Below are 23189 nucleotides of genomic sequence, written 5' to 3' on the forward strand. Positions count from 1 at the left end.
CTACCGCTAATCTGACGGGTAGTCAGCTAATGGCGGGGAGGCCGTGATGCGCGAAGACGCGGACGTGATGCGCGCAGACGTGAAATGGGGCAGCATCCCGGGCCTGGTGCGCGCGGCGGCCGAGCGGTACGCCGACGCCGAGGCGGTGGTGGAGGGCCGCACCCGGATCGGCTACGCGGAGCTCGGCGCCCGGATCGAGCGTGCGGCGGCGGCCTGCATGGCGAACGGGGTCCAGGCGGGCGACCGGGTCGGCATCTGGGCGCCGAACTCGCTGGACTGGATCGTCGCGGCGCTGGGCGCGGTGTCGGCGGGGGCCGTGCTGGTCCCGGTCAACACCCGCTTCAAGGGCGTCGAGGCGGTGGACGTGCTGCGCCGGAGCGGGGCGCGGCTGCTGTTCGTGACGGGCGCCTTCCTCGGCACCTCGTACGTGGCGTCGCTGCGCCGGGCGGCGGGCGAGGGGGCGCCCACCGGGCCCGGCCCGCTGCCCGCACTGCCCGCCCTGGAACAGGTCGTCGTCCTCTCCGACGACGCCCCGGCCGACTTCCGGGCCTGGAAGGACTTCCTGGCGAGCGGGGAGGGGGTCGGGCGGGCGCAGGTGCGGGAGCGGGCGGACGCGGTGCGCGGGGAGGATCCGTCGGACATCGTCTTCACCTCGGGCACCACGGGCCGTCCCAAGGGCGCGGTGATCACGCACGCGCAGACCCTGCGGGCGTACGGGATCTGGACCGACCTGGCCGGGCTGCGGCACGGCGACCGCTACCTGATCGTGAACCCCTTCTTCCACACCTTCGGCTACAAGGCCGGCGTGATCGCCAGCCTGATGCGGGGCGCGACGATGATCCCGCAGCCCGTGTTCGACGTGGACACGGTGCTGGCGAACGTGGCCGCGGAACGGGTGTCGGTGCTGCCCGGGCCGCCGACCCTGCACCAGTCGCTCCTGGACCACGCCTCCCGCGACAAGCACGACCTCTCGGCGCTGCGGCTGGTGGTGACGGGTGCGGCGGTGGTGCCGCTGCGGCTCGTCGAACGGCTGCGGGGCGAGCTGGGCGTGGAGACGGTCCTCACCGCGTACGGCCTTTCGGAGGCGAGCGGCGTCGTCACGATGTGCCGCCGCGGCGACGACCCCACGGTCGTCGCCGCCACCTCGGGCCGTGCGATCCCGGGCACCGAGGTACGCGTGGACGCGGCCCCGGGGATGCCCGGCGAGGTGCTGGTCCGGGGCTTCCACGTCATGCGCGGCTACTACGAGGACCCGGCGGCGACGGCTCAGACGCTGACCCCCGACGGCTGGCTGCGCACCGGGGACGTGGGCGTCCTGGACGCGGCGGGCAACCTGCGCATCACCGACCGGATCAAGGACATGTTCATCGTCGGCGGCTTCAACGCCTACCCGGCGGAGATAGAGCAACTCCTCGGCCTGCACCCGGACGTGGCCGACGTCGCCGTGATCGGCGTGCCCGACGCCCGCCTGGGCGAGGTGGGCAGGGCCTATGTCGTGCGGCGGCCGGGCGCGGTGTCCACGTCCGACGACCTGATCGCCTGGTCCCGGCGGGAGATGGCGAACTACAAGGTGCCGAGGTCGGTGGAGTTCGTGAGCGCGCTCCCGCGCAACGCCGGCGGCAAGGTGCTGAAGGGCGAACTGCGGGGGCTGCGCCGGCGTCCCCCGCAGGAGTGAACAGACCCGGAACCCGCCCGGCGGAGTTAATGCTTGCATTAATTTCCGTGGCATGGCTCGATGGGAAGTGGTTCTGGTCGCCGAAGTGGCGGCGTGGTTCGACGGACTGGTGCGGGCCGACGACGGCAGCGCCCATCAGGTGGAGGACGCCATCGACGCGCTCTCGTACTTCGGACCTGCGCTTGCCGGCCTCTCGTCGACCGGATCAAAGGTGCGGAACAGCGCCATCTGAAGGAGTTGCGGCCCGGGTCCGGTGGGAACACCGAGATCCGCATTCTGTTCGCCTTCGACCCGGCACGCCGGGCGGTCCTTCTGGTCGCCGGTGACAAAGCAGGACGGCGGAACGGTTGGTACGAGTCCAACATCCCGATCGCCGAGAAGCGCTACGGCGAGCACATCGCCGAGCTGGAAACGAGGGAGTACGAATGAGCACCGTCGGCTGGGAGGAAGTGAAGCGGCGGGCGGACGAGAGTCGACGGGCCGCAGGGCTGCCCGTTCGGTCCCCGGAAGAGAAGCGGGCCGACATGGACCGCCTGCTCGCCGAGGTCCGGGCCTACAAGCTCGCCGAGCTCCGCCGGGAGCAGGATCTCACCCAGCGTGACATCGCCGACTCGATGGGGGTGTCCGCCCCCCGGATCTCGGCGATCGAGCACGGGGAGATCGATCGTACGGAGGTCGCCACCCTGCGCTCCTATGTGCGGGCCCTGGGCGGCGAACTCAGGATCGTCGCGGACTTCGGGGACACGCATTACACGGTGGCGTGACCTGCCGCGGGCAGCCGGCCGGCTCCGGACACGCCTCGGCCGCGGCGGCTCCCCTCCGCGCCGCCGCGGCCGATCCCCGTGCGATGTGGCTCTGTGTCAGGCCGTCTCGCCGGTCGCGTGGAAGTCGGCCGGCTTGTTCAGCGGCTCGGTCGTGGCGTGGAAGTCCTTGGTGGTGATCTCCTCGCCGGCGGCCTCCGCGGCCGGCTTCGACTCGGTGACGACCGCCGGGGCCTCGGCCTTCTCGCTCGTCGCGTGGAAGTCGGCGGGCTTGACGGTGCCGGTGTTGTCGGCCATGAGGTGACTCCTAGGAACGTGAAGCGGGATGGAACGGAGTGGGGCGGGACTCACCCGGCAGTTCCCCCGTGGATTGCCGGGTGGGTCCCGCAAGGCCGTTCACCCTAGGGGGTGTCCCGTGGCCTGATTCACAGGACCCCCGCCCACTGGCGCGGCCGTCGTACCGAGCCGTCTGCCCCCCGACACGACGGTCCGGCGCAACTGACAGTGCCGGACGGCGATAAACAAACGATGAACGCGTTTCGGGACCGCCGGACGGACGAACCGGACCGCCGCACGAGCCCCCGGGACCGTCGGATGCGGACGACCCCCGGACCGCCGGACGGGCGCCCCGAGGCGGCCGGACGGGCACTCCCGAGGCGGGACGGACCGCCCCCGCAGGACGGGCGCCGCCCTGTGGTCCGTCACCCCACCGGCGCCGAGGCCAGCAGCGTGCGGACGTCCGCCGCCTCCGGGGACCTCAGCGTCTCGAACACCGACAGCGCCTCCTGCCAGCACACCCTCGCCCGGTCGAGCTGGCCGACGCCGTGCAGGCCGCGGCCGAGGGCCGTGAGGACGTTGGCGCGCCGCCAGTCCCCGCCGATGCCGTGCAGGACGGCGAGGGCCTGTTCGGCACAGGCCGCGGCGCGGGCCGGGCCGTGGTCGGCGAGATGCAGCTCGGCGAGCCGGAACAGGGTCATGCCGTGCCACAGCTGCTGGCGGGCGTCCTGGAACATGCCGAGCGCGTCGGTGAGCGCGCGGAGCGCCGGCGTGATCTCGCCGGCGCTGGTCAGGGCCAGCCCCAGCGCGTACTTCCCGTTCGCCAGGCGCAGCGCCATGCCGGTGTCGTCGCGCTCGTAGATGGTGACGCCCTGCCGGGCCAGGGACACGGCGCTCTCGGTGCGGCCGGTCGCCAGGTGGACCCGGGACAGGTTGCACAGGGCGCTGGCCTCGCCCGGGGTGTTCCGGTCGGCGCGGAAGGCGGCCAGCGCCTTCGTGAGGTGCTGCTCGGCCTCGTCGTGCCGCCCGTTGTAGAGGGCGATGATGCCCTGCTGGTTGGGCGCCTGGGCGCAGACCACGGGGTCCTGGGCGGCGAGGCCCAGCGTCAGCGCCGCGCCCGCCTCGCGGTCCGACTCCGCGAACTGGCCGGAAACACCGAGAATGTGACTGTGCATCAGGCGCGCCCGGCCCTCCGCGTAGGGGTCCCGGGTCCGCTGGGCGGCCGCGACCACCGCCGTGGCGGCCAGCACGTACTGGCGTGAGCTGATCCCCGACTCTCCGAGGTCGACGGCCGCGAGGAGCAGATCGGCCGCCCGGCGCAGCATGCCCGCCGTTCCGGTCTGCTGCACCGCCGCGAGCAGTCCGCTCGCCTCGGTGAACAGCCAGTCCAGGGCCTGGCCCCGGTCGGCGAAGGACAGACCCGGGTAGCTGCCGCGGCTCAGGTGTTCCAGCACCCGTTCTCCGGGCCGCTCGATCGCGTAGACGCCCGTCGCGGTCGCGAGATAGAAGTCCAGCAGCCGCGACATCGCCACCCCCCGCTCGCCGGCCGCCTGCTCGTCCCGTTCCGCGCACGACCGGGCGTACAGCCGGACCAGGTCGTGGTATCGGTAGCGGCCGGGCGCCGCCGACTCCAGCAGGGAGGTGTCCACCAGGGACTCCAGCAGGTCCTCGGCCTCCTCCGGCGGCAGGTCGAGGACCGCCGCGGCCGCCCGCAGGGAGATGTCCGGGCCGTCCGCGAGGCCCAGCAGACGGAACGCGCGGGCCTGGGCCGGCTCCAGCGCCCCGTAGCCGAGCTCGAACGTCGCCTTCACCGCGAGGTCGCCCGCCTGGAGCTCGTCCAGCCGCCGCCGTTCGTCGGCCAGCTTGGCGGCGAGCACCGAGACCGTCCAGGTGCGCCGGGACGCCAGCCGGGACGCCGCGATGCGGATCGCCAGCGGCAGGAAGCCGCAGGCGGCGACCACGTCCAGGGCCGCCTCCCGCTCCGACGCCACCCGCTCCTCGCCCACGATCCGGGTGAACAGGGACAGCGCCTCGTCCGGGGACATCACGTCCAGGTCGACCAGGTGGGCGCCGGCCAGGTCCACCATCCGCACCCGGGAGGTGACCAGCGCCGCGCAGCCCTCCGTGCCCGGCAGCAGGGGACGCACCTGGGCGGCGTCCCGCGCGTTGTCCAGCAGCACCAGGATGCGACGCCCGTCCAGGAGCGAGCGGTACAGCGCGGCCCGTTCCTCCAGGGAGTCCGGGATCGCCGACTCCGCGGTGCCGAGGGCGCGCAGGAAGGCGCCGAGGACCGTTTCCGGCTCCGCCGCCCGCGCTCCGGCGCCCTGCAGGTCGACGTACAGCTGCCCGTCGGGGAAGACCGGGCGGGCCCGGTGCGCCACGTGCACCGCGAGGGTCGTCTTGCCCACGCCGCCGATGCCCGCCAGAGCCGACACGGCCATCACTCCGCCGGCGCCGTCGCCGCCGGCCGCCGCCAGTACCTCGGTCAGCTCCGCCACGAAGGCCGCCCGGCCGGTGAAGTCCGGCACGGTCGCCGGGAGTTGCGCGGGACGTACCCGCACCACCGCCGGTTCCGCGGCGGGCGCCGACGGCTCCGCCAGCTCCGGGTCGGCCTGGAGGATGCGGCGCTGCAGCTCCCGCAGCCCCGCCCGCGGGTCCACGCCCAGTTCCTCGGCCAGCAGCCGCCGGGTGTCCGCGTACACCGCCAGCGCCTCCGCCTGCCGGCCGCTGCGGTACAGCGCCAGCATCAGCAGTTCGCGCAGCCGCTCGCGCAGCGGGTAGGCCGCCGTCAGCGCGGTCAGCTCCGACACGGCGTCCGCGTGGCAGCCCTGCTCCAGGTCCATGTCCAGGCGGGATTCCAGCAGCCCCAGTCGCCACTCCTCCAGCCGGACGCGCTGCGCCTCCGCATAGGGTCCGGGGACGCCGGCCAGCGCCTCGCCGTCCCACAGGCCGAGCGCCCGGTTCAACGTCTGCCGGGCCCGGCCCAGGTCGCCGGCCGCCCTCGCCTTGTCCGCCTCCGCCGCGAACTCCTGCGCCACCGCCAGGTCCAGGGCGCCCTCGCCCAGTCCGCGTACGGCGTATCCGCCGGACTCGGTCACCAGGACGCCCGGGTCAAGGGCCTTGCGCAGCCGGGAGGCGTACGTCCGCACCGCCGCCAGCGCCTGCGAGGGCGGATCCTCGCCCCACAGCGCGTCGATCAGCTCGCCGGCCGTCGCGGTACGGCCCTCGCGCAGCAACAGGGCGGCCAGCAGCGCGCGTTGCTGGGGACTGCCGGTGGTCAGCTGTTGCTCGCCGCGGCGGGCGCGCACCGGGCCGAGCACATCGAAGCGCAGCGCGGCCGGCTCCCCGGCCGCGCCGGAGCGCCTCTGCTGCGGCACACGCGGGCCGCCGTGCTCTGCGCGGTCGTCCATCAGGGCTCCCCTTAGGCATCCGAAGTACCGAGGCCCAGTTTGCCCTGTCCATGCCGGAACCGTCAGTCGCGCGAGACGCCGATCACAGTGCGGCGCACGGGAGTCCACCGGCCGGGCGCGGTCCGCGCGCACACATCCGGCCACCGTCGGCAGGCAGGCGGCGGCCGCAGGCTAGCTGACGCACCGTCAGATCGGCGCTACCGTGCCTTCCATGGACACCTCATCCGCCGTCTCGCCCGCCGTCCGGTCCGGCGCCTCGCCCGCCGCCACGCCGCTCCCGCCGATCATCTCCGTCGACGACCACACCGTGGAGCCGAGCACCGTCTGGCAGGACCGCCTGCCGAAGAGGTACCTCGACACCGGACCCCGTGTCGTCCGGGCCCCGCTGAAGGAGATGACCTTCCTCGGCGGCCGCTTCAAGCCCGTCATGGGCGAGCCCGGCGACGACGGACCGATCGGCGACTGGTGGGTCTACGAGGACCTGCACCGCCCGCTCACCCGCCTCGACACCGCCGTCGGCTTCAGCCGGGACGAGATCAAGCTGGAGGTCATCACCTACGAGCAGATGCGCCCGGGCTCGTACGACGTCCCCTCCCGGCTCGCCGACATGGACGTCAACCACGTCCAGTCCGCCCTCTGCTTCCCCACCTTCCCGCGCTTCTGCGGACAGACCTTCACCGAGGCCGCCGACCGTGAGCTGGGCCTGCTGTGCGTGCGCGCCTACAACGACTGGACGGTGGAGGAGTGGTGCGGCCCCCGGGCCGGGGGGCGGCTGATCCCGCTCACCCTCGTCCCGCTGTGGGACGCGGAGCTGGCGGCCGCCGAGGTCCGGCGCAACGCGGCCCGCGGGGTGCGCGCGGTCGCCTTCTCCGAGATACCCCCGCACCTCGGCCTGCCCTCCGTGCACACCGACTACTGGGACCCCTTCCTCGCCGCCTGCGACGAGACGGGCACGGTCGTCGCCATGCACATCGGCTCCAGCAGCCGTATGCCGTCCACGTCGGAGGACGCCCCGCCCGCCGTCGGCTCCACCATCACCTTCGCCAACTGCTGCTTCTCGATGGTCGACTGGCTGATGAGCGGCAAGTTCGAGCGCTTCCCGAACCTGAAGGTGATGTACGCGGAGGGCCAGATCGGCTGGATCCCGTACATCCTGGAGCGCGCGGACGTGGTGTGGGAGGAGAACCGCGGCTGGGGCGGGGTCGCCGACAAGGTCCACCGGCCGCCGTCCGAGCTGTTCGCCGACCACGTCTTCGGCTGCTTCTTCGACGACGCCTTCGGGCTGCGCAACCTCGACTCCGTCGGCGCCGGAAACGTCCTCTACGAGACCGACTACCCGCACTCCGACTCCACCTGGCCCAAGTCGCGGGAGGTCGGCGAGGCGCAGATGGGACACCTGGCCCCGGACGTGGTGGAGCGGATCGTGCGGGGCAACGCGATCAAGCTGCTGGGGCTGACAGAGGACGGCCTGTGGAGCCCCCGGTGAGCCCCGCCTACGGCATCCAGCTCCCGGTCCAGTCCCAGTCGACGATGTTCGCCGAACCGTGGGAGGCCGACGCCGGCCCCGCCGACCTCGTCGAGATCGCCCGGGCCGCCGACCGGTCCGGCTTCGCCTACGTCGCCGCCTGCGACCACGTGGCGATCCCGCGCCGGCTGGCCGAGGCCATGAGCACGGTCTGGTACGACCCCGTGGCCACCCTCGCCCACCTCGCGGCCGTGACGACCCGCGTCCGGCTGCTCAGCCACGTCGCCGTCGTCGGCCTGCGCCACCCCCTCGTCACCGCCAAGCAGTATGCGACCCTCGACCACCTCAGCGGGGGCCGTCTGGTCCTCGGGGTCGGCGCGGGACACGTGCGGGAGGAGTTCGAGGCGCTGGGCGCCGACTTCGAGCGGCGCGGCACGGTCCTGGACGAGACGATCGACGCCCTGCGCGCCGCCCTCGGGCCGGACGAGTTCCCCTCCCACCACGGGAAGGCGTACGACTTCGAGGGGCTCGGGCAGCGGCCCCGGCCCGCCCAGGACCGTGTCCCCGTGTGGGTCGGCGGCTCCTCCCCGGCCGCCGTGCGCCGCGCCGCGCTCAAGGGCGACGGCTGGCTGCCCCAGGGCGACCCGCGCGACCGGCTCCCCGCGCAGATCGAGCGGATCGGGCGGCTGCGCGCCGAGGCCGGCGTCGAGGGGCCCTTCACCGTCGGCGCCATCACCGAGCCCCTGTACGTCGGCACGCCTTCCTGGAACGTCGGCCGCCGCACCCTCACCGGGCCCCCGCAGGCCCTCGCCGCGTCGCTGCGCGCCTACCCGGCGATGGGCGTCGACCAGATCCAGGTCCGGTTCCGCTGCCGCGACCGATCCGAACTCATCGACCAGATCACCGCGTTCGGGGCCGAGGTCGCCCCGCACCTGTGAACCCGACGGCACGGAGGACAGTCATGGGCAAGGGCAAGCTGGACGGTCGCGTCGTCATCGTCACCGGAGCCGCACGCGGCCAGGGCGAACAGGAGGCGCGGCTCTTCACCGAGGAGGGCGCGCGGGTGGTCGTCGCCGACGTCCTCGAGGAGCAGGGCCGGGCGCTCGCCGAGGAGATCGGCGCCCTGTTCCTCCCGCTCGACGTGGGCAGCGAGGAGGCCTGGCAGTCGACCGTGCGGGCCGTGCAGCAGGCGTACGGGCGCGTCGACGGCCTGGTCAACAATGCCGGCATCCTGCGCTTCAACGCGCTCACCGACACCCCCCTCGACGAGTTCATGCAGGTCGTGAGGGTCAACCAGGTCGGCTGCTTCCTGGGCGTCAAGACGGTCGCGCCGGTGATGTCCGACGGGGGCACGATCGTCAACACGGCCTCGTACACCGCGGTGACGGGGATGGCGGCGGTGGGCGCGTACGCGGCGACCAAGCACGCGATCCTCGGGCTCACCAGGGTCGCCGCGCTGGAGCTCGCGCCGCGTGGCATCCGGGTCAACGCCGTGTGCCCGGGCGCGGTCGACACCGCGATGTCCAACCCCTCGATGCTGGACCCGGACGCCGACCTGGAGGAGACCGCGAAGGCCATCGACGGGCTGTACCGCAAGCTCGTCCCGCTGGGCCGGATCGGCCGCCCGGAGGAGGTGGCCCGCCTCGCGCTGTTCCTCACCTCGCAGGACTCCTCCTACATCACCGGGCAGCCGTTCGTGATCGACGGGGGATGGCTCGCGGGAGTCGCCGTCATCTGACTGTACGTCAGCTATTGACCCTCCTTGCGGGTGGTGCGACAGTCGGGGCCAGCTGATCTGACGGACCGTCAGACTCAGATCCGTGGACTTCAGAACCGGGGACGGTGAACCTCCTTGGAATTCGGGCTCTTTGTACAGGGATACGTGGGCAAGCGCGCCGAGACCGATCCGCTCGCCGAGCACAAGGCGCTGATGGAGGAGACCGAGTACGTCATCCAGGCGGACCGGTCCGGGTTCAAGTACGCCTGGGCGTCCGAGCACCACTTCCTGGAGGAGTACTCGCACCTCTCCGCCAACGACGTCTTCCTCGGCTACCTCGCCCACGCGACCGACCGCATCCACCTCGGCTCGGGCATCTTCAACCCACTGGCCCAGGTCAACCACCCGGTGAAGGTCGCCGAGAAGGTCGCCATGCTCGACCACCTCACCGGCAACCGCTTCGAGTTCGGCTCAGGCCGCGGCGCCGGCTCCCACGAGATCCTCGGCTTCCTCCCCGGCATCACCGACATGAACCACACGAAGGAGATCTGGGAGGAGGCCATCGCCGAGTTCCCGAAGATGTGGCTCCAGGACGAGTACGTCGGCTTCCAGGGCAAGCACTGGCAGCTCCCGCCGCGCAAGATCCTGCCGAAGCCGTACGGGAAGTCGCACCCGGCGATGTGGTACGCGGCCGGTTCGCCGCCCTCGTACGCGATGGCCGCCCGCAAGGGCCTCGGCGTGCTGGGCTTCAGCATCCAGAAGGTCTCCGACATGGAATGGGTGCTGGAGCAGTACAAGACGGCCGTCGTGAACGCCGAGCCGATCGGCGACTTCGTCAACGACAACGTGATGGTGACGACGACGGCGATCTGCGCGCCCACCCACGACGAGGCGATCCGGATCGCCGTCGAGGGCGAACTGCACTACCTGCCCTCGCTGGTGTTCCGCTACCACGACACCTTCCCGCGGCCCGAGGGCTTCCCGGTCTGGCCGGAGACCCTGCCCGAGTACAACGCCGAGTTCGTCGAACTGCTCATCGAGGAGGAGCTGCTGATCTGCGGCGACCCCGACGAGGTGACGCGGCAGTGCAAGCGGTGGGAACAGGCGGGCGCCGACCAGCTGTCCTTCGGGCTGCCGGTGGGGGTGCCGAAGGAGGAGACGCTGCAGACGATCCGGCTGATCGGGGAGCACGTGATCCCGAAGATCGACACGGATCCCGTGCACCGCACCACACGGTTCCGGCAGGGCGCGTAGCCGCTGTCGCGGACCGGCCGGGGCGTGTACGCGCCGTAGGCGTGCGGGCCGTTCGGCGGTCGCGAGCCCGTCGCGGCCGGTCGCGCCCGCGCGGCGGAGCCGCACATCGATACAGTCCCGCGCCCCCCTGAGCGGTGCTGCCCGCAACGGAGTTGAGGAGGAGCTCTCATGCTCGATCACGTCATCAAGGGGGCGACCGTCGTGGACGGGACCGGTGCGCCCGCCTTCACGGCCGACGTCGGCATCCGGGACGGGCGGATCGCCGTCGTCGGCACGGTCACCGAGGATTCCCGTACCGCCGAGGACGCCGCCGGCCTCGTCCTCGCGCCCGGGTTCGTCGATCCGCACACGCACTACGACGCCCAGCTGTTCTGGGACCCGTACGCCACCCCGTCCCTGAACCACGGGGTGACCACGGTCGCGGCCGGGAACTGCGGCTTCACACTCGCGCCGCTCCACCCGGACCGCCCCGAGGACGCCGACTACACCCGCCGCATGATGTCCAAGGTGGAGGGCATGTCGCTGGTCGCCCTCGAGGAGGGCGCGCCCTGGAACTGGAGCGGCTTCGGGGAGTACCTGGACGCCCTGGAGGGGCGGATCGCCGTCAACGCCGGCTTCATGGTGGGGCACTGCGCGCTGCGCCGGTACGTGATGGGCCCTGACGCGGTGGGCGGGCAGCCCAGCGAGGAGCAACTGCGGCAGATCGTGCAGCTGTTGCACGAGGCGATGGAGGCGGGCGCCTGGGGGTTCTCCACCACCCAGTCCTCTACCCATTCCGACGGGGACGGACAGCCCGTCGCCTCCCGTCACGCCCGGCCCGAGGAGCTGCTGGCGATGTCCCGTGCGGTGGGCGAGCACGAGGGCACGCAGATCGAGGCGATCGTGGCGGGCTGTCTCGACCAGTTCAGCGACGCCGAGATCGATCTCTTCGCGGAGATGAGCGCCGCCGCCGGACGCCCCCTGAACTGGAACGTCCTCACCGTCGACGCGGCCGTGCCGGAGCGGGTGCCCCGGCAGCTCACGGCGAGCGAACGGGCACGCAAGGCGGGCGGCCGGGTCGTGGCGCTGACCATGCCGATCCTCACGCCGATGAACATGTCCCTGGGCACGTTCTGCGCGCTGAACCTGATCCCGGGCTGGGGGCCGGTCCTCGCCCTGCCGGTCCCGCAGCGCATCGAGCAGCTGCGCGACCCGGCCGTCCGGGCGGAGCTGCTGCGGAGGGCGGACTCGAAGGAGGCGGGGGTCTTCCGCCGGCTGACCGACTTCGGGCGGTACGTCATCGGCGACACCTACAGCGAGGCCAACGCGGGCCTCACCGGACGGGTGGTACGGGACGTCGCCGCCGAACGCGGCCTGGACCCCTTCGCGTGTCTGGTCGAGATCTGCGCCGCCGACGCGCTGCGCACCGTCCTGTGGCCGATGCCCACGGACAACGACCCCGCCTCGTGGGCCCTGCGGGCGGAGACCTGGAACCACGAGGACGTCCTGCTCGGCGGGTCCGACGCGGGCGCGCACCTGGACCGCATGTGCGGGGCGCCCTACACCACCCGCTTCCTCGGCGACTGTCTGCGCGGCCGGAGGCTGGCCGGCCTGGAGCAGGCGGTGAAGATGCTGACGGACGACCCGGCGAGGCTGTTCGGGCTGCGGGAACGGGGCCGGATCCAGGAGGGCTTCCATGCCGACCTCGTCCTGTTCGACCCGGAACGGATCGACGCGGGCAAGGCCACCCTGGTGCACGACCTGCCGGGTGACAGTCCGCGGCTGGACTCCAAGGCCCTCGGGGTGCGCGCGGTGTGGGTGAACGGCGTGGCCGCCATCCGCGACGACGTGGTGACGGGCGCCGTGCCCGGACGGGTGCTGCGCTCGGGGCGGGACACCAGGACGGTGAGCACGAGGTGAACGACGCGCAGAGGCCGGTCGCCGGCGCAGCGCAGCGACTGTTCGTCGGCGGGGACTGGATCGAGCCCGACGGCGGACACTACGAGGTCGTCGACCCGGCGACCGAGGGGACCGTCGGCCTGGCGCCGGAGGCCTCGCCCGATCAGGTGCGCGAGGCCTGCGCGGCGGCCCGCGAGGCCCTCGGCCCGTGGTCGCGCACCCCGCCGGAGGAGCGGGCGGCCGTGCTGGCCCGGGCGGCCGACCTCATCCGGGCCCGGCTGCTGCCCTACGCGGGACTCGCGCAGGCGGAGTCCGGCGCCACCACCGGGACGGCGCGCGCGATGCAGGTCGGGGTGGCCGCGGCCCGCTTCCGCCGGTACGCGCGCGTGGAGCCCTCCGAGTGGCCGATCGCCCCGCAGATCAACGAGGCGGGACCGATGGGGAAGGCGGGCGTGATGGGCGCGCTCGCCGTGCGCCAGCCGGTCGGCGTCGTCGCCTGCGTCACCTCGTACAACAACCCGTGGGCCAACCCGGCGGGGAAGGTCGCGCCCGCCCTGGCCATGGGCAACACGGTTGTCGTGAAGCCGGCCCCGCAGGACCCCCTGTCCGTCTACCGGATGGCGGAGGCGCTGGAGGAGGCGGGCGTCCCGCGCGGCGTGGTCAACGTCGTCTCCGGACGCGCGGTCGCGGTCGGCGAGACGGCGGTGTCCTCGCCGGACGTCGACATGGTCAGCTTCACCGGTTCGACGGCCGTCGGACAGCGCATCGCCGAGGTGTGCGGCCGGGACATGCGGCGTCAGCTGATGGAGCTGGGCGGGAAGGGCGCCGCGATCGTCCTCGACGACGCGGACCTCGCGTCGGCGGTGGCCGGCATCGGCACCACGTTCTCCTTCTACAGCGGCCAGATCTGCACGGCCCCGACGCGGGTGCTGGCGCAGCGCGGGGTGTACGACCGGCTGGTGGAGCAACTCACGCTCTACGCACGCCGGTTGAAGGTCGGTGACCCCAGGGAGGCGGACACGGTGGTCGGCCCGGTGATCTCGGCCGCGCACCGGGACCGGGTGGAGTCCTACGTCGAACTGGGGCGCAAGGAGGGCGCGGTGGTCGTCGTGGGCGGAGAACGCCCGGCGTCGGAAGGCGGGTTCTACGTCGCCCCGACCGTCCTCGCCGACTGCACGAACGACATGCGGGCGGTGCGGGAGGAGATCTTCGGCCCCGTCGTGACGGTCGTGCCCTTCGACGACGAGGAGGAGGGCGTCGCCCTCGCCAACGACAGCGACTACGGCCTCATCGACTACGTCTGGTCGGCCGACGTGGCCCGCGCCTTCCGCGTGGCCCGCCGGCTGCGGGCTGGCGGCGTCGGCGTCAACACCGTGGGCCGCAACATGGAGGCCCCGTTCGGCGGGTTCAAGAAGAGCGGCGTGGGCCGCGATGTCGGCTCGTACGCGCTGCACGCCTACAGCGAGGTGCAGGCCGTCGTCTGGCCGGGCTGAGCCGCGCCCCGGTCACCCCCCCCGGCCGGCCGCGGCCCGTCGTGGGTAACCCCGCTGTGGCCAAAGGGAGTTGAGATTCCCTCCGGGCGGTTCGATGATGTGCGAACACGGCATCGAAAGCCGACGGGGACTGCCGGTTTCCGGCAGTGCATCACGTGGCGAACGGGGGCGAGGATTCTCGCAGCGACCGCCACCTCACGGAGGAACACACTCATGCGACAGCACCGCGTTGCCCTGCTCGTCACGGCCACCGCCCTGGCCCCGGCCCTGCTCCTCGCCACCCCGGCGTTCGCCACCGGCGCGGCGGCGACGACGGCGACCGCGACGACCGCTGCGGCGGCGACCGACACGCCTGTCGACGACATGTCGTTGGACGACCTCCGCGTCGCGGTCGCGCGCATCCTCGGGGACAAGGCCTCCGGCAAGGCCGTCGTACGCGAGGCCAACAAGGCGCTGGACGCCGGCACGGCGGACGCCCTGCGCGCGTTCCTGAAGACCGGGTTCCGTCTCGCGCAGGCCGAGGACGACCGGGTCGCCGTCTTCCGCATCCTGGGGGACAAGACCTCCGGCAAGGCGGTGGTCCGGGAGGCCAACAAGGCGCTGGACGCCAATACCCCTGAGGCGCTGCGCGCGTTCCTGGAGACCGGCTTCCGTCTCGCGCGGGCCGAGGACGACCGGGTCGCGATCGCGCGCATCCTCGGCGACAAGACCTCCGGCAAGGCGGTGGTCCGGGAGGCCAACAAGGCGCTGGACGCCAATACCCCTGAGGCGCTGCGCACGTTCCTGGAGACCGGGTTCCGTCTCGCGAGGGCCGAGGACGACCGGGTCGCCGTCGCGCGCATCCTGGCCGACCCGAAGATCAGCAAGACCCTGCGCGCCGCGGCCCAGAAGGCCATCAACGGCACGCCGGAGGAACTGCGCTACTTCCTGGAGGTCGGCCAGTACGAGGCCAAGGTCAAGCGCTGACGTCCGAGCCCGCGCCCGCCCGAGGCTCCCTGGGCCTCGGGCGCGCACGGCGCTGTGGGGCCGCAGCGGTAATGCCGACCAGTCGGTATGGACAGTTGTCGTGTCGCCCGGTACAGATGGGGATCGCACCCGCACACCCGGGGGTCGCCACCCCGCGACGACGCCGTCGACAGAGCCGCACGCAGCGAAAGGCCCGCCCATGCGCATCGCCGTCACGATCTTCCTCACCGACGAGACGATCACGCCCGTCCGCCTCGCCCGTGAGCTGGAGCAGCGCGGGTTCGCCGGGCTCTATCTTCCCGAGCACACGCACATCCCCGTCGAGCGCACCAGCCCCTATCCCGCCGGCGGCGACCTGCCCCGCGAGTACGGCCGCACCCTCGATCCGTTCGTCGCGCTCGGGCAGGCGGCGGCGGTGACGCAGACGCTGGGCCTCGGCACCGGCATCACGCTCGTCGCCCAGCACGACCCGATCGACCTGGCCAAGCAGATCGCCACCGTCGACCACCTCTCCGGCGGCCGGTTCACCCTGGGTCTCGGCTACGGCTGGAACGTCGAGGAGGCCGCCGACCACGGGGTGGAGTGGCGGACGCGGCGCGAGCTGGTCCGGGACCGGATGCGGCTGATGCAGGCGCTGTGGGCGGACGAGCCGACGGCGTACGAGGGCGAGTACGGCAGTGTGCGGGCCAGCTCGGCGTACCCCAAGCCCGTGCAGAAGCCGCGCGGACCGGTCGCCGGCCCGCGCACGCTCGTCGGCGGGGCCGCCGGGCCGAAGCTGTTCTCCCACATCTGCGAGTACGCCGACGGCTGGCTGCCGATCGGCGGCCGCGGCCTCTCCGAGTCCCTGCCCGTCCTGCGGGCCGCCTGGGCGGACGCGGGCCGCGAGCCGGCCGCGCTCCAGGTCGTGCCGTACGCCGTCCACCCGTCCCCGGGCAAGCTCGCCCACTACGCGGAGCTCGGCATCGACGAGGTCGTGGTCCAGCTTCCGCCCGCCGGCGAGGCGGAGGTGCTCGGCCTCCTCGACGGGTACAGCGCGTACCTGTCCGACGCCAGTGACACCGTGCAATGACCTCGCGCGAGGGACGGACCGGGCGTCCCGTCGGCTCTGATCAGCCCGAACGTATGCTCAAAGGATGACGACTCCCGAGAGCTCCGGTACCGGCCCCGGCTCCATTCCTGGTACGCACACCGGCCCCACCGAGAACTCCCTGCGTCGCGCCCTCAAACGCGCCCGGGACGGCGTCGCCCTCGACGTCGGTGAGGCGGCCGTCCTGCTCCAGGCGCGCGGCGAGGCCCTCGACGACCTCGCCGCGTCGGCCGCCCGGGTGCGGGACGCCGGCCTGGAGGCGGCCGGCCGGCCCGGGGTCATCACGTACTCGAAGAGCGTCTTCATCCCCCTGACCCGGCTGTGCCGGGACAAGTGCCACTACTGCACGTTCGTCACCGTCCCCGGCAAGCTCCGCCGCGCCGGGCACGGCATGTTCATGTCCCCCGACGAGGTGCTCGACATCGCCCGCAAGGGCGCGGCCCTCGGCTGCAAGGAAGCCCTCATCACCCTCGGGGACAAGCCGGAGGAGCGGTGGCCCGAGGCCCGGGAATGGCTCGACGCCCACGGCTACGACGACACCATCGCCTACGTGCGCGCCGTCTCCATCCGCATCCTCGAGGAGACGGGACTGCTCCCGCACCTCAACCCGGGCGTGATGTCCTGGACCGACTTCCAGCGGCTCAAGCCCGTCGCGCCCTCCATGGGCATGATGCTGGAGACCACCGCCACCCGGCTGTGGTCCGAGCCCGGCGGCCCGCACCACGGCTCCCCTGACAAGGAACCGGCCGTCCGCCTGCGCGTGCTGGAGGACGCGGGCCGTTCGTCCGTCCCCTTCACGTCCGGGATCCTGATCGGCATCGGCGAGACCTACGAGGAGCGGGCCGAGTCGCTGTTCGCGCTGCGCAAGGTCTCCCGCGCCTACCACGGCATCCAGGAACTGATCATCCAGAACTTCCGCGCCAAGCCGGACACCGCGATGCGCGGCATGCCGGACGCGGAACTCGACGAGCTGGTCGCCACCGTGGCCGTGGCCCGGCACATCATGGGCCCGTCCGCCTGCCTCCAGGCCCCGCCCAACCTCGTCGACAGCGAGTACGGGCGGCTGATCGGCGCGGGCATCGACGACTGGGGCGGGGTCTCGCCGCTCACCATCGACCACGTCAACCCCGAGCGGCCCTGGCCGCAGATCGAGGAACTGGCCGCGCAGTCCGCGGCGGCCGGCTTCACCCTGCGCGAACGCCTCTGCGCCTACCCGGAGTTCGTGCGGCGCGGCGAGCCCTGGCTGGACCCGCGGCTGCTTCCGCACGTACGCGCGCTGGCCGACCCGCAGACCGGGCTCGCCCTGCCGGACGCCGTCGTCGAAGGACACCCGTGGCAGGAGCCGGAGGAGGTGTTCGTGTCGTCGGGGCGTACGGATCTGCACGCCTCGATCGACACCGAAGGCCGCACCTCGGACCGCCGCGACGACTTCGACGAGGTGTACGGCGACTGGGGCGCGCTGCGCGAGGCCGCCGCCCCCGGCATGGCCCCGCAGCGCATCGACACCGACGTGCGCGAGGCCCTGCGCACCGCCGCCGACGACCCGACGAAGCTCACCGACGACGAGGCGCTCGCCCTGCTGCACGCGGACGGCCCGGCCCTGGACGCCGTCTGCCGCATCGCGGACGCCGTCCGCCGCTCGGCGGTCGGCGACGACGTCACCTACATCGTCACGCGGAACATCAACTTCACCAACGTCTGCTACACCGGCTGCCGTTTCTGCGCGTTCGCCCAGCGCCGCACCGACGCCGACGCGTACACGCTCTCCCTCGACCAGGTCGCGGACCGGGCTCAACAGGCCTGGGAGCTGGGCGCGGTGGAGGTCTGCATGCAGGGCGGCATCCACCCGGACCTGCCCGGCACGGCGTACTTCGACATCGCGAAGGCGGTCAAGTCCCGGGTCCCCGGCATGCATGTGCACGCCTTCTCGCCGATGGAGGTGGTCAACGGCGCGACCCGCACCGGTCTGTCGGTCCGCGAGTGGCTGACGGCGGCGAAGGAGGCGGGCCTCGACTCGATCCCCGGCACGGCGGCGGAGATCCTCGACGACGAGGTCCGCTGGGTCCTGACCAAGGGCAAGCTGCCGGCGGCGACCTGGATCGACGTCGTCACGACGGCCCACGAGCTCGGCATCCGGTCCTCGTCCACGATGATGTACGGCCATGTCGACCAGCCCCGGCACTGGCTGGGGCACCTGCGGACCCTCGCCGGCATCCAGCAACGCACCGGCGGTTTCACGGAGTTCGTCACGCTGCCGTTCATCCACACCAACGCGCCGGTCTACCTGGCGGGCATCTCCCGTCCCGGCCCGACCATGCGGGACAACCGGGCGGTCACCGCGATGGCCCGGCTGCTGCTGCACCCGCACATCCCCAACATCCAGACCAGCTGGGTGAAGCTGGGCACGGAGGGTGCGGCGGAGATGCTGCGCTCGGGGGCGAACGACCTGGGCGGCACGCTGATGGAAGAGACGATCTCGCGGATGGCGGGCTCGTCCTACGGCTCGTACAAGTCCGTCAAGGACCTGATCGCCGTCGCGGAGGCGGCGGGCCGTCCGGCGAAGCCGCGCACGACGCTGTACGGCGAGGTGTCCGAGGAGCGGCAGCGGGCCGCGGCGGCGTCGGACGGGCACCTGCCGGAACTGCTGCCCGTGCTCGACTGAGGGACGGTCCTACAGGATCCCCACAGTACGATGATCGGACCCCTCGTGGTCGGGGGGTCCCGTAGCTGAGGAGATGCGTGCCCGTGCCTGCCCGACGGCTTCCCTCCTGGGCCTGGGTCACCGGCCTGACCGCCGGTGCGATCGCCGCGGTCGTCGTGCTGACGGCACAGGCCGAGAACGGCCCGCACCCGACGGCGTCGGCGGCGAAGCGGCCGAACGCCTCGGCGTCCGCGTCCGCGAAACCGCCGGCCTCGCCGAAGCCGTCCGCCTCGCCGCAGGCGGCCGGGGTGCCCGCGAAGTCGGGCGCGGGCCGCCGGGTCGTCTACTCCCTGGGGCAGCACCGCGTCTGGCTGGTCGACGCGGACGACACGGCCCGGCGCAGTTTCACGGTCTGGCCCGGCACGGTGAACCCGGCCGTCGGCACCTACACGGTCTCGCTCCGCAAGGACGCCCTCAAGGGGTCCGACGGCGTGCAGATCGAGCACGTCATGTACTTCTCCGTCGCGTCGGGCGTCAACATCGCCTTCTCCAACGCCGTCGACGGCTCCTCCCCGCCCCCGGCCGCCGCCGGCGCGCGGACAGGCGGCATCCGGATGGCCAAGGCGGACGGGACGGCGCTGTGGGCGTTCGGCGAGACGGGCACGAAGGTCAGGGTCGTCGAGTAGGACGGGTCCCGCAGCCCACGGTCACTCGGTTCACAACCCCTCCACCCGTCAGCCGTCGCACCGGCCGGGAATCGGGCGGCGTTCGATTACAGTGACGGACGTCGTACGTACGGACGGTGGCCGGGAGGACTTGGTGGGTGCGACTGCCGGGCCCGTCTGGGGCCGCGCCGAACAACAGGACTTTCGCAGCAGGGTGCGCGGCACGCTGCTGGGCGCGGCCGTAGGCGACGCGCTCGGCGCGCCCGTCGACGGACTGGGACTCGAGGAGATCCGGCAGGGACACGGGCCCGAGGGCGTGGTGGACCTGGTGTCCGCCTACGGGCGGCGCGGCGCGGTCACTCATCTCACCCAGCTCACCCTCTTCACGGTGGACGGCCTGATCCGTGCCCAGGTGCGGCGGGACACCGGCGCCTGGCATCCGCCGACCGATCTGCACCGGGCGTATCTGCGATGGGCGGCCACCCAGCGCGACTGGGGGCCCGACCTGCGGCGCAAGGACGACGGCTGGCTCGCCCGCGAGGAGTGGCTGTACGCCCGCCGTGATCCGACCCGCACCCTGCTGCTCGGGCTGGGCGACGACGTGATGGGCACCCTCGAATCGCCCAAGAGCCCCGGCGCGGCCGGTCCGGAGGTCGTGCCCCGCTCGGTGCCGTTCGGGCTGCTCGTCGGCTGGGAGCCGCAGCTCGTCGTGCAGCTCGCCGTGGAGTGCGCGGCCCAGACCCACGGCCATCCCACGGCGTATCTCGCGGCGGGCGCGTACGCCGTCACCGTGCACGCGCTGGCGCGCGGCGAGAGCCTGGACGGCGCGGTGCAGCACGCGCTCGCGCTGCTGGCGGCACGGCCCGGGCACGAGCCGGTGTCGGAGGCGCTGCAACGCGCGCTGGGCGCCGTGCGGCAGGGGCTGCCGGGTCCGGCGCGGGTGGAGGAGCTGGCGGGGGCGGGGACCGCGGAGGCGGTGCTCTCCGGAGCGGTCTACTGCGCGCTGGTCGCCGAGGACGTCCGGCACGGGCTGCGGCTCGCCGTGAACCACGGCGCGCCCTCGGGCCCGACCGCGGCCCTCGCCGGCGGTCTGCTCGGCGCCCTGCACGGCGAGACGGCCCTCCCGCCGGCCTGGCTGGCCGAGCTGGAGGGCCGTCCCACGATCCTGGAACTCGCCGACGACTTCGCCATGGAGATGACCCAGGGCCCCGCCCTGCACGGCCCCGCGGGGGCTTCGCCGGGATGGCTGGCCAGGTATCCGAGGGGCGGGCCGAGCTGAGGGCGGGGCCGGCTCGGGGTACGGGCCGGCTCGGGGTACGGGCGCGTGGGGGTGCGGGTTCGTCAGGCTCCGCCGGAGGGGGCGCCCCCGGACGGGCTGATGAGTTTCCCTTCCACGGTGTCCCGCGGCTCCGGCGCCGCGGCCGCTCCCGCCGAGCCCCCGTCTCCGTCCCCGTCGGTGTTGATGGTCTCGATGATCGCGAGGCGCTCCGGGGTGTCCTCGGGCTTGACGAACCCGATGACGATGTAGAGGACCAGTGACACGGCCAGCGGGATCGACACCTGGTACTGGAGCGGCACGCCGCCGTCGACGTTCCAGTTGATCGGGTAGTTGACCAGCCAGAAGGCCAGCAGGCCCATCGACCAGCTGCCGAGCGCCGCCGTCGGACCGGAGCGGCGGAACGGGCGCAGCAGACCCAGCATCATCGGGATCGCCATCGGGCCCATCAGGCCGGCGACCCACTTGATGACGACCGTGATGATGTCCTTGAAGGCGGGGGAGTTGACCTGGGTGGCCGCCGCCATGGACAGGCCGAGGAACACGACGGTCGTCACGCGCGCCGCGATCAGTCCCGACCGCTGGTTCCACTCCCTGGCCCTGGCCCAGATGACGGGCGCGCAGTCCCGGGTGAAGACCGCGGCGATGGCGTTCGCGTCGGAGGAGCACATCGCCATCGTGTGGGAGAAGAAGCCGACGACGACGAGCCCCAGCAGGCCGTGCGGCAACAGCTGTTCGGTCATCAGGGCGTAGGAGTCGGAGCCGTCCGGCTTGTTCGACGTCACCAGCAGCGGGGACATCCACATCGGGAAGAACAGCACCAGCGGCCACACCAGCCACAGCGCGGCCGACAGCCGAGCGGAGCGCTCGGCCTCCTTCGGGCCGGACGTGGCCATGTACCGCTGGGCCTGGTTCAGCATGCCGCCGTTGTACTCGAAGAGCTTGATGAACAGGAACGCGAGCAGGAACACCGTGCCGTACTGGGCGACGAGCGGCTTGTCGTGGCCCTGGAGCGCCGGCTGGTCCCAGGCGTCCAGGAACCCGATGCCCTTGTCGTTCAGCTTCAGCACGACGGCCACGAACATCGCGATGCCGGCCAGCAACTGGATCACGAACTGGCCGAGTTCGGTCAGCGCGTCCGCCCACAGGCCGCCGATGGTGCAGTAGACGGCGGTGATCGCGCCCGTGATGAGGATGCCCTGGTTGAGGGAGATGCCGGTGAAGACGGACAACAGGGTCGCGATGGCAGCCCACTTGGCGCCCACGTCCACGATCTTCAGCATCATCCCGGACCAGGCGAGCGCCTGCTGGGTCTTCAGGTCGTACCGGTTCTTCAGGTACTCCAGCGGGGACGCCACGTGGAGCCGCGACCGCAGCCGGTTGATGCGCGGCGCGAACAGCTTCGAGCCGATCGCGATGCCCAGTGCGATGGGGAAGGACCAGGTGACGAAGGAGGTGACGCCGTAGGTGTAGGCGATGCCCGCGTACCCGGTGAACATCACCGCGCTGTAGCCCGACATGTGGTGCGAGATGCCGGACAGCCACCAGGGCATCTTGCCGCCGGCGGTGAAGAAGTCGCTCACGTCGTCGACGCGTTTGTGCGACCAGACGCCGATCGCGACCATCACGCCGAAATAGCCGATGAGCACGGCCCAGTCGAGACCGTTCATGTGCGCCCTCCCAGGGATCAGCCCGGCGCTCATCGTGGGCGCTCATGCGTGGACACGACAAGTAACCGCGAGGTCAAAGGGAGGTAAAAGAATTCGGTATGATGTCTTGTGTTCACTCATATGAACTCAGCGCATCAGCTCCCCGGCGTTGACCAGCAACGACTGCCCGGTGATCGCCCGTGCCCGGTCCGACGCCAGGAACACCGCCGCATCCGCCACGTCCCCGTCCGTGGCGAGCTCCGGCAACGCCATCCGTCCCGTGAGCCTCCCCAGCACCTCCTCCTCGGGCACCCCCTCGGTCTGTGCGGTGAACTGCACATAGGCCTGCACCGGCGGCCCCCACATCCATCCCGGCAGCACCGTGTTGACCCGGATGCGGTGCGGCCCGAGCTCCCGCGCGAGCGAGTACATCGCGCTCGTCAGCGCCCCCTTGGAGGCCGCGTACGCCGCCTGCCGCACCTGTGAGGGCGCCGCCACGGCCGACTGCGTCCCGATGAAGACGACCGACCCGCCCCGCTCCTTCAGCGCGGGCAGACAGGCCCGCGTCATCCGCAACGTGCCCAGCAGGTTGACGTCCAGCACCGACTGCCATGTGGTGAAGTCGGCGTCCTCGACCCCGCCGAAGTACGAGTCCCAGGCCGCCACGTGCACCACCGCGTCGATCCCCCCGAACCGCTCCCGCGCCAGTGCGGCCAGCGCCTCGCAGCTCTGCTCGTCGGTGATGTCGGCGGCCCGGTACGCGGTGCGCGCCCCCGCCGGGTCGATCTCGGCGGCGCTCTTCGCGAGGTTCGCCTCGGTCCGCGCCCCGAGCACGGCGTTCCCGCCGTCCCGCACGACCGCGGCGGCGACCTGGTGACCGAGCCCGGCGCCGACCCCCGACACGACCACGGTCCTGCCCTCGAGCGATGACATAGGGCCTCCCTGCCTCTTCCGCTCTATCTGACGGAGCGTCAGA

At 72.5% G+C, this 23189-nt stretch carries 19 protein-coding genes; 15 read left to right on the forward strand and 4 right to left on the reverse strand.

Annotated elements, in window-relative coordinates; all coding sequences use genetic code 11:
* The first annotated feature begins 67 nt into the window (after positions 1-67).
* Genes OHS82_RS23740 through OHS82_RS23755 form a run of 4 tightly spaced genes read left to right on the forward strand, consistent with a single transcriptional unit; the run spans position 68 to position 2439 of the window.
* Positions 68-1675: a FadD3 family acyl-CoA ligase gene (locus OHS82_RS23740; protein ID WP_057579381.1), complete on the forward strand. Its 1608-nt coding sequence runs from the start codon at positions 68-70 to the stop codon at positions 1673-1675.
* 52 nt (positions 1676-1727) lie between these two features.
* Complete coding sequence (locus OHS82_RS23745; RefSeq protein ID WP_328434429.1) at positions 1728-1907, forward strand: hypothetical protein; 180 nt, start codon at positions 1728-1730, stop codon at positions 1905-1907.
* A gap of 5 nt (positions 1908-1912) precedes the next feature.
* Positions 1913-2104 carry a type II toxin-antitoxin system RelE/ParE family toxin gene (locus tag OHS82_RS23750; RefSeq protein WP_328434430.1) on the forward strand — a complete coding sequence of 64 codons (192 nt, stop codon included), beginning with the start codon at positions 1913-1915 and terminating at the stop codon, positions 2102-2104.
* Positions 2101-2439 carry an XRE family transcriptional regulator gene (locus OHS82_RS23755; RefSeq protein ID WP_057578944.1) on the forward strand — a complete coding sequence of 113 codons (339 nt, stop codon included), beginning with the start codon at positions 2101-2103 and terminating at the stop codon, positions 2437-2439. Before OHS82_RS23750 ends, OHS82_RS23755 begins: the two co-directional genes overlap by 4 nt.
* A 96-nt stretch (positions 2440-2535) precedes the next feature.
* Here OHS82_RS23755 and OHS82_RS23760 read toward each other — a convergent pair whose 3' ends face one another.
* Positions 2536-2733, reverse strand: a complete 198-nt coding sequence (locus OHS82_RS23760) for a hypothetical protein (protein WP_057578941.1) — start codon at positions 2731-2733, stop codon at positions 2536-2538.
* A 404-nt stretch (positions 2734-3137) separates the two neighbouring features.
* On the reverse strand, positions 3138-6122 hold the full coding sequence (locus tag OHS82_RS23765; RefSeq protein WP_057578939.1) for an AfsR/SARP family transcriptional regulator: 2985 nt from the start codon (positions 6120-6122) through the stop codon (positions 3138-3140).
* Between the two features lie 211 nt (positions 6123-6333).
* On the opposite strand from OHS82_RS23765, the gene OHS82_RS23770 reads away from it, so the two are divergent.
* From OHS82_RS23770 to OHS82_RS23825, 11 genes are all read left to right on the forward strand, one after another.
* Complete coding sequence (locus OHS82_RS23770; protein WP_057578937.1) at positions 6334-7608, forward strand: amidohydrolase family protein; 1275 nt, start codon at positions 6334-6336, stop codon at positions 7606-7608.
* 44 nt (positions 7609-7652) lie between these two features.
* Positions 7653-8525, forward strand: coding sequence for an LLM class F420-dependent oxidoreductase (locus OHS82_RS23775; RefSeq protein ID WP_079041295.1), 873 nt, complete (start codon positions 7653-7655; stop codon positions 8523-8525).
* Positions 8526-8548: 23 nt separating this feature from the next.
* Complete coding sequence (locus OHS82_RS23780) at positions 8549-9325, forward strand: SDR family NAD(P)-dependent oxidoreductase (protein WP_328434431.1); 777 nt, start codon at positions 8549-8551, stop codon at positions 9323-9325.
* Between the two features lie 114 nt (positions 9326-9439).
* A complete protein-coding gene (locus OHS82_RS23785) occupies positions 9440-10558 on the forward strand; it encodes an LLM class flavin-dependent oxidoreductase (protein WP_079041266.1) in 1119 nt (372 codons plus the stop codon).
* A gap of 168 nt (positions 10559-10726) precedes the next feature.
* The gene (locus tag OHS82_RS23790; protein WP_057578931.1) at positions 10727-12457 is read left to right on the forward strand and encodes an N-acyl-D-amino-acid deacylase family protein; all 1731 of its coding nucleotides are present in this window, start codon (positions 10727-10729) and stop codon (positions 12455-12457) included.
* Positions 12454-13929 (forward strand): aldehyde dehydrogenase family protein, encoded by a 1476-nt coding sequence (locus OHS82_RS23795; RefSeq protein ID WP_057578930.1) that lies wholly within the window; start codon positions 12454-12456, stop codon positions 13927-13929. The genes OHS82_RS23790 and OHS82_RS23795 overlap by 4 nt, the downstream gene beginning before the upstream one ends.
* A gap of 213 nt (positions 13930-14142) precedes the next feature.
* Complete coding sequence (locus OHS82_RS23800) at positions 14143-14895, forward strand: ALF repeat-containing protein (RefSeq protein WP_443061796.1); 753 nt, start codon at positions 14143-14145, stop codon at positions 14893-14895.
* A gap of 199 nt (positions 14896-15094) precedes the next feature.
* The gene (locus OHS82_RS23810) at positions 15095-15964 is read left to right on the forward strand and encodes an LLM class F420-dependent oxidoreductase (protein WP_057578928.1); all 870 of its coding nucleotides are present in this window, start codon (positions 15095-15097) and stop codon (positions 15962-15964) included.
* Positions 15965-16028: 64 nt separating this feature from the next.
* Positions 16029-18644 (forward strand): bifunctional FO biosynthesis protein CofGH, encoded by a 2616-nt coding sequence (locus tag OHS82_RS23815; RefSeq protein WP_057578926.1) that lies wholly within the window; start codon positions 16029-16031, stop codon positions 18642-18644.
* 77 nt (positions 18645-18721) lie between these two features.
* Entirely contained in the window at positions 18722-19309 is a 588-nt protein-coding gene (locus OHS82_RS23820) for a hypothetical protein (RefSeq protein WP_328434432.1), read from the forward strand.
* A 133-nt stretch (positions 19310-19442) separates the two neighbouring features.
* Complete coding sequence (locus tag OHS82_RS23825) at positions 19443-20567, forward strand: ADP-ribosylglycohydrolase family protein (RefSeq protein ID WP_328434433.1); 1125 nt, start codon at positions 19443-19445, stop codon at positions 20565-20567.
* Between the two features lie 62 nt (positions 20568-20629).
* On the opposite strand, the gene OHS82_RS23830 is transcribed toward OHS82_RS23825, so the two are convergent.
* A complete protein-coding gene (locus OHS82_RS23830; protein WP_328434434.1) occupies positions 20630-22234 on the reverse strand; it encodes a sodium:solute symporter family protein in 1605 nt (534 codons plus the stop codon).
* Positions 22235-22360: 126 nt separating this feature from the next.
* Positions 22361-23146: an SDR family oxidoreductase gene (locus tag OHS82_RS23835; protein WP_057578919.1), complete on the reverse strand. Its 786-nt coding sequence runs from the start codon at positions 23144-23146 to the stop codon at positions 22361-22363.
* Positions 23147-23189 lie beyond the last annotated feature (43 nt).

The sequence above is a fragment of the Streptomyces sp. NBC_00425 genome (genome assembly GCF_036030735.1).
GTDB lineage: Bacteria > Actinomycetota > Actinomycetes > Streptomycetales > Streptomycetaceae > Streptomyces.

What these genes read in the sequence shown, in the direction of transcription:
- OHS82_RS23740 (WP_057579381.1), top strand. Translation starts at nt 68, where the DNA reads ATGCGCGCAGACGTGAAATGGGGCAGCATCCCGGGCCTGGTGCGCGCG.
- OHS82_RS23745 (WP_328434429.1), top strand. Translation starts at nt 1,728, where the DNA reads ATGGCTCGATGGGAAGTGGTTCTGGTCGCCGAAGTGGCGGCGTGGTTC.
- OHS82_RS23755 (WP_057578944.1), top strand. Translation starts at nt 2,101, where the DNA reads ATGAGCACCGTCGGCTGGGAGGAAGTGAAGCGGCGGGCGGACGAGAGT.
- OHS82_RS23760 (WP_057578941.1), bottom strand. Translation starts at nt 2,733, where the DNA reads ATGGCCGACAACACCGGCACCGTCAAGCCCGCCGACTTCCACGCGACG.
- OHS82_RS23765 (WP_057578939.1), bottom strand. Translation starts at nt 6,122, where the DNA reads ATGGACGACCGCGCAGAGCACGGCGGCCCGCGTGTGCCGCAGCAGAGG.
- OHS82_RS23770 (WP_057578937.1), top strand. Translation starts at nt 6,334, where the DNA reads ATGGACACCTCATCCGCCGTCTCGCCCGCCGTCCGGTCCGGCGCCTCG.
- OHS82_RS23775 (WP_079041295.1), top strand. Translation starts at nt 7,653, where the DNA reads ATGTTCGCCGAACCGTGGGAGGCCGACGCCGGCCCCGCCGACCTCGTC.
- OHS82_RS23780 (WP_328434431.1), top strand. Translation starts at nt 8,549, where the DNA reads ATGGGCAAGGGCAAGCTGGACGGTCGCGTCGTCATCGTCACCGGAGCC.
- OHS82_RS23790 (WP_057578931.1), top strand. Translation starts at nt 10,727, where the DNA reads ATGCTCGATCACGTCATCAAGGGGGCGACCGTCGTGGACGGGACCGGT.
- OHS82_RS23800 (WP_443061796.1), top strand. Translation starts at nt 14,143, where the DNA reads ATGCGACAGCACCGCGTTGCCCTGCTCGTCACGGCCACCGCCCTGGCC.
- OHS82_RS23810 (WP_057578928.1), top strand. Translation starts at nt 15,095, where the DNA reads ATGCGCATCGCCGTCACGATCTTCCTCACCGACGAGACGATCACGCCC.
- OHS82_RS23815 (WP_057578926.1), top strand. Translation starts at nt 16,029, where the DNA reads ATGACGACTCCCGAGAGCTCCGGTACCGGCCCCGGCTCCATTCCTGGT.
- OHS82_RS23830 (WP_328434434.1), bottom strand. Translation starts at nt 22,234, where the DNA reads ATGAACGGTCTCGACTGGGCCGTGCTCATCGGCTATTTCGGCGTGATG.
- OHS82_RS23835 (WP_057578919.1), bottom strand. Translation starts at nt 23,146, where the DNA reads ATGTCATCGCTCGAGGGCAGGACCGTGGTCGTGTCGGGGGTCGGCGCC.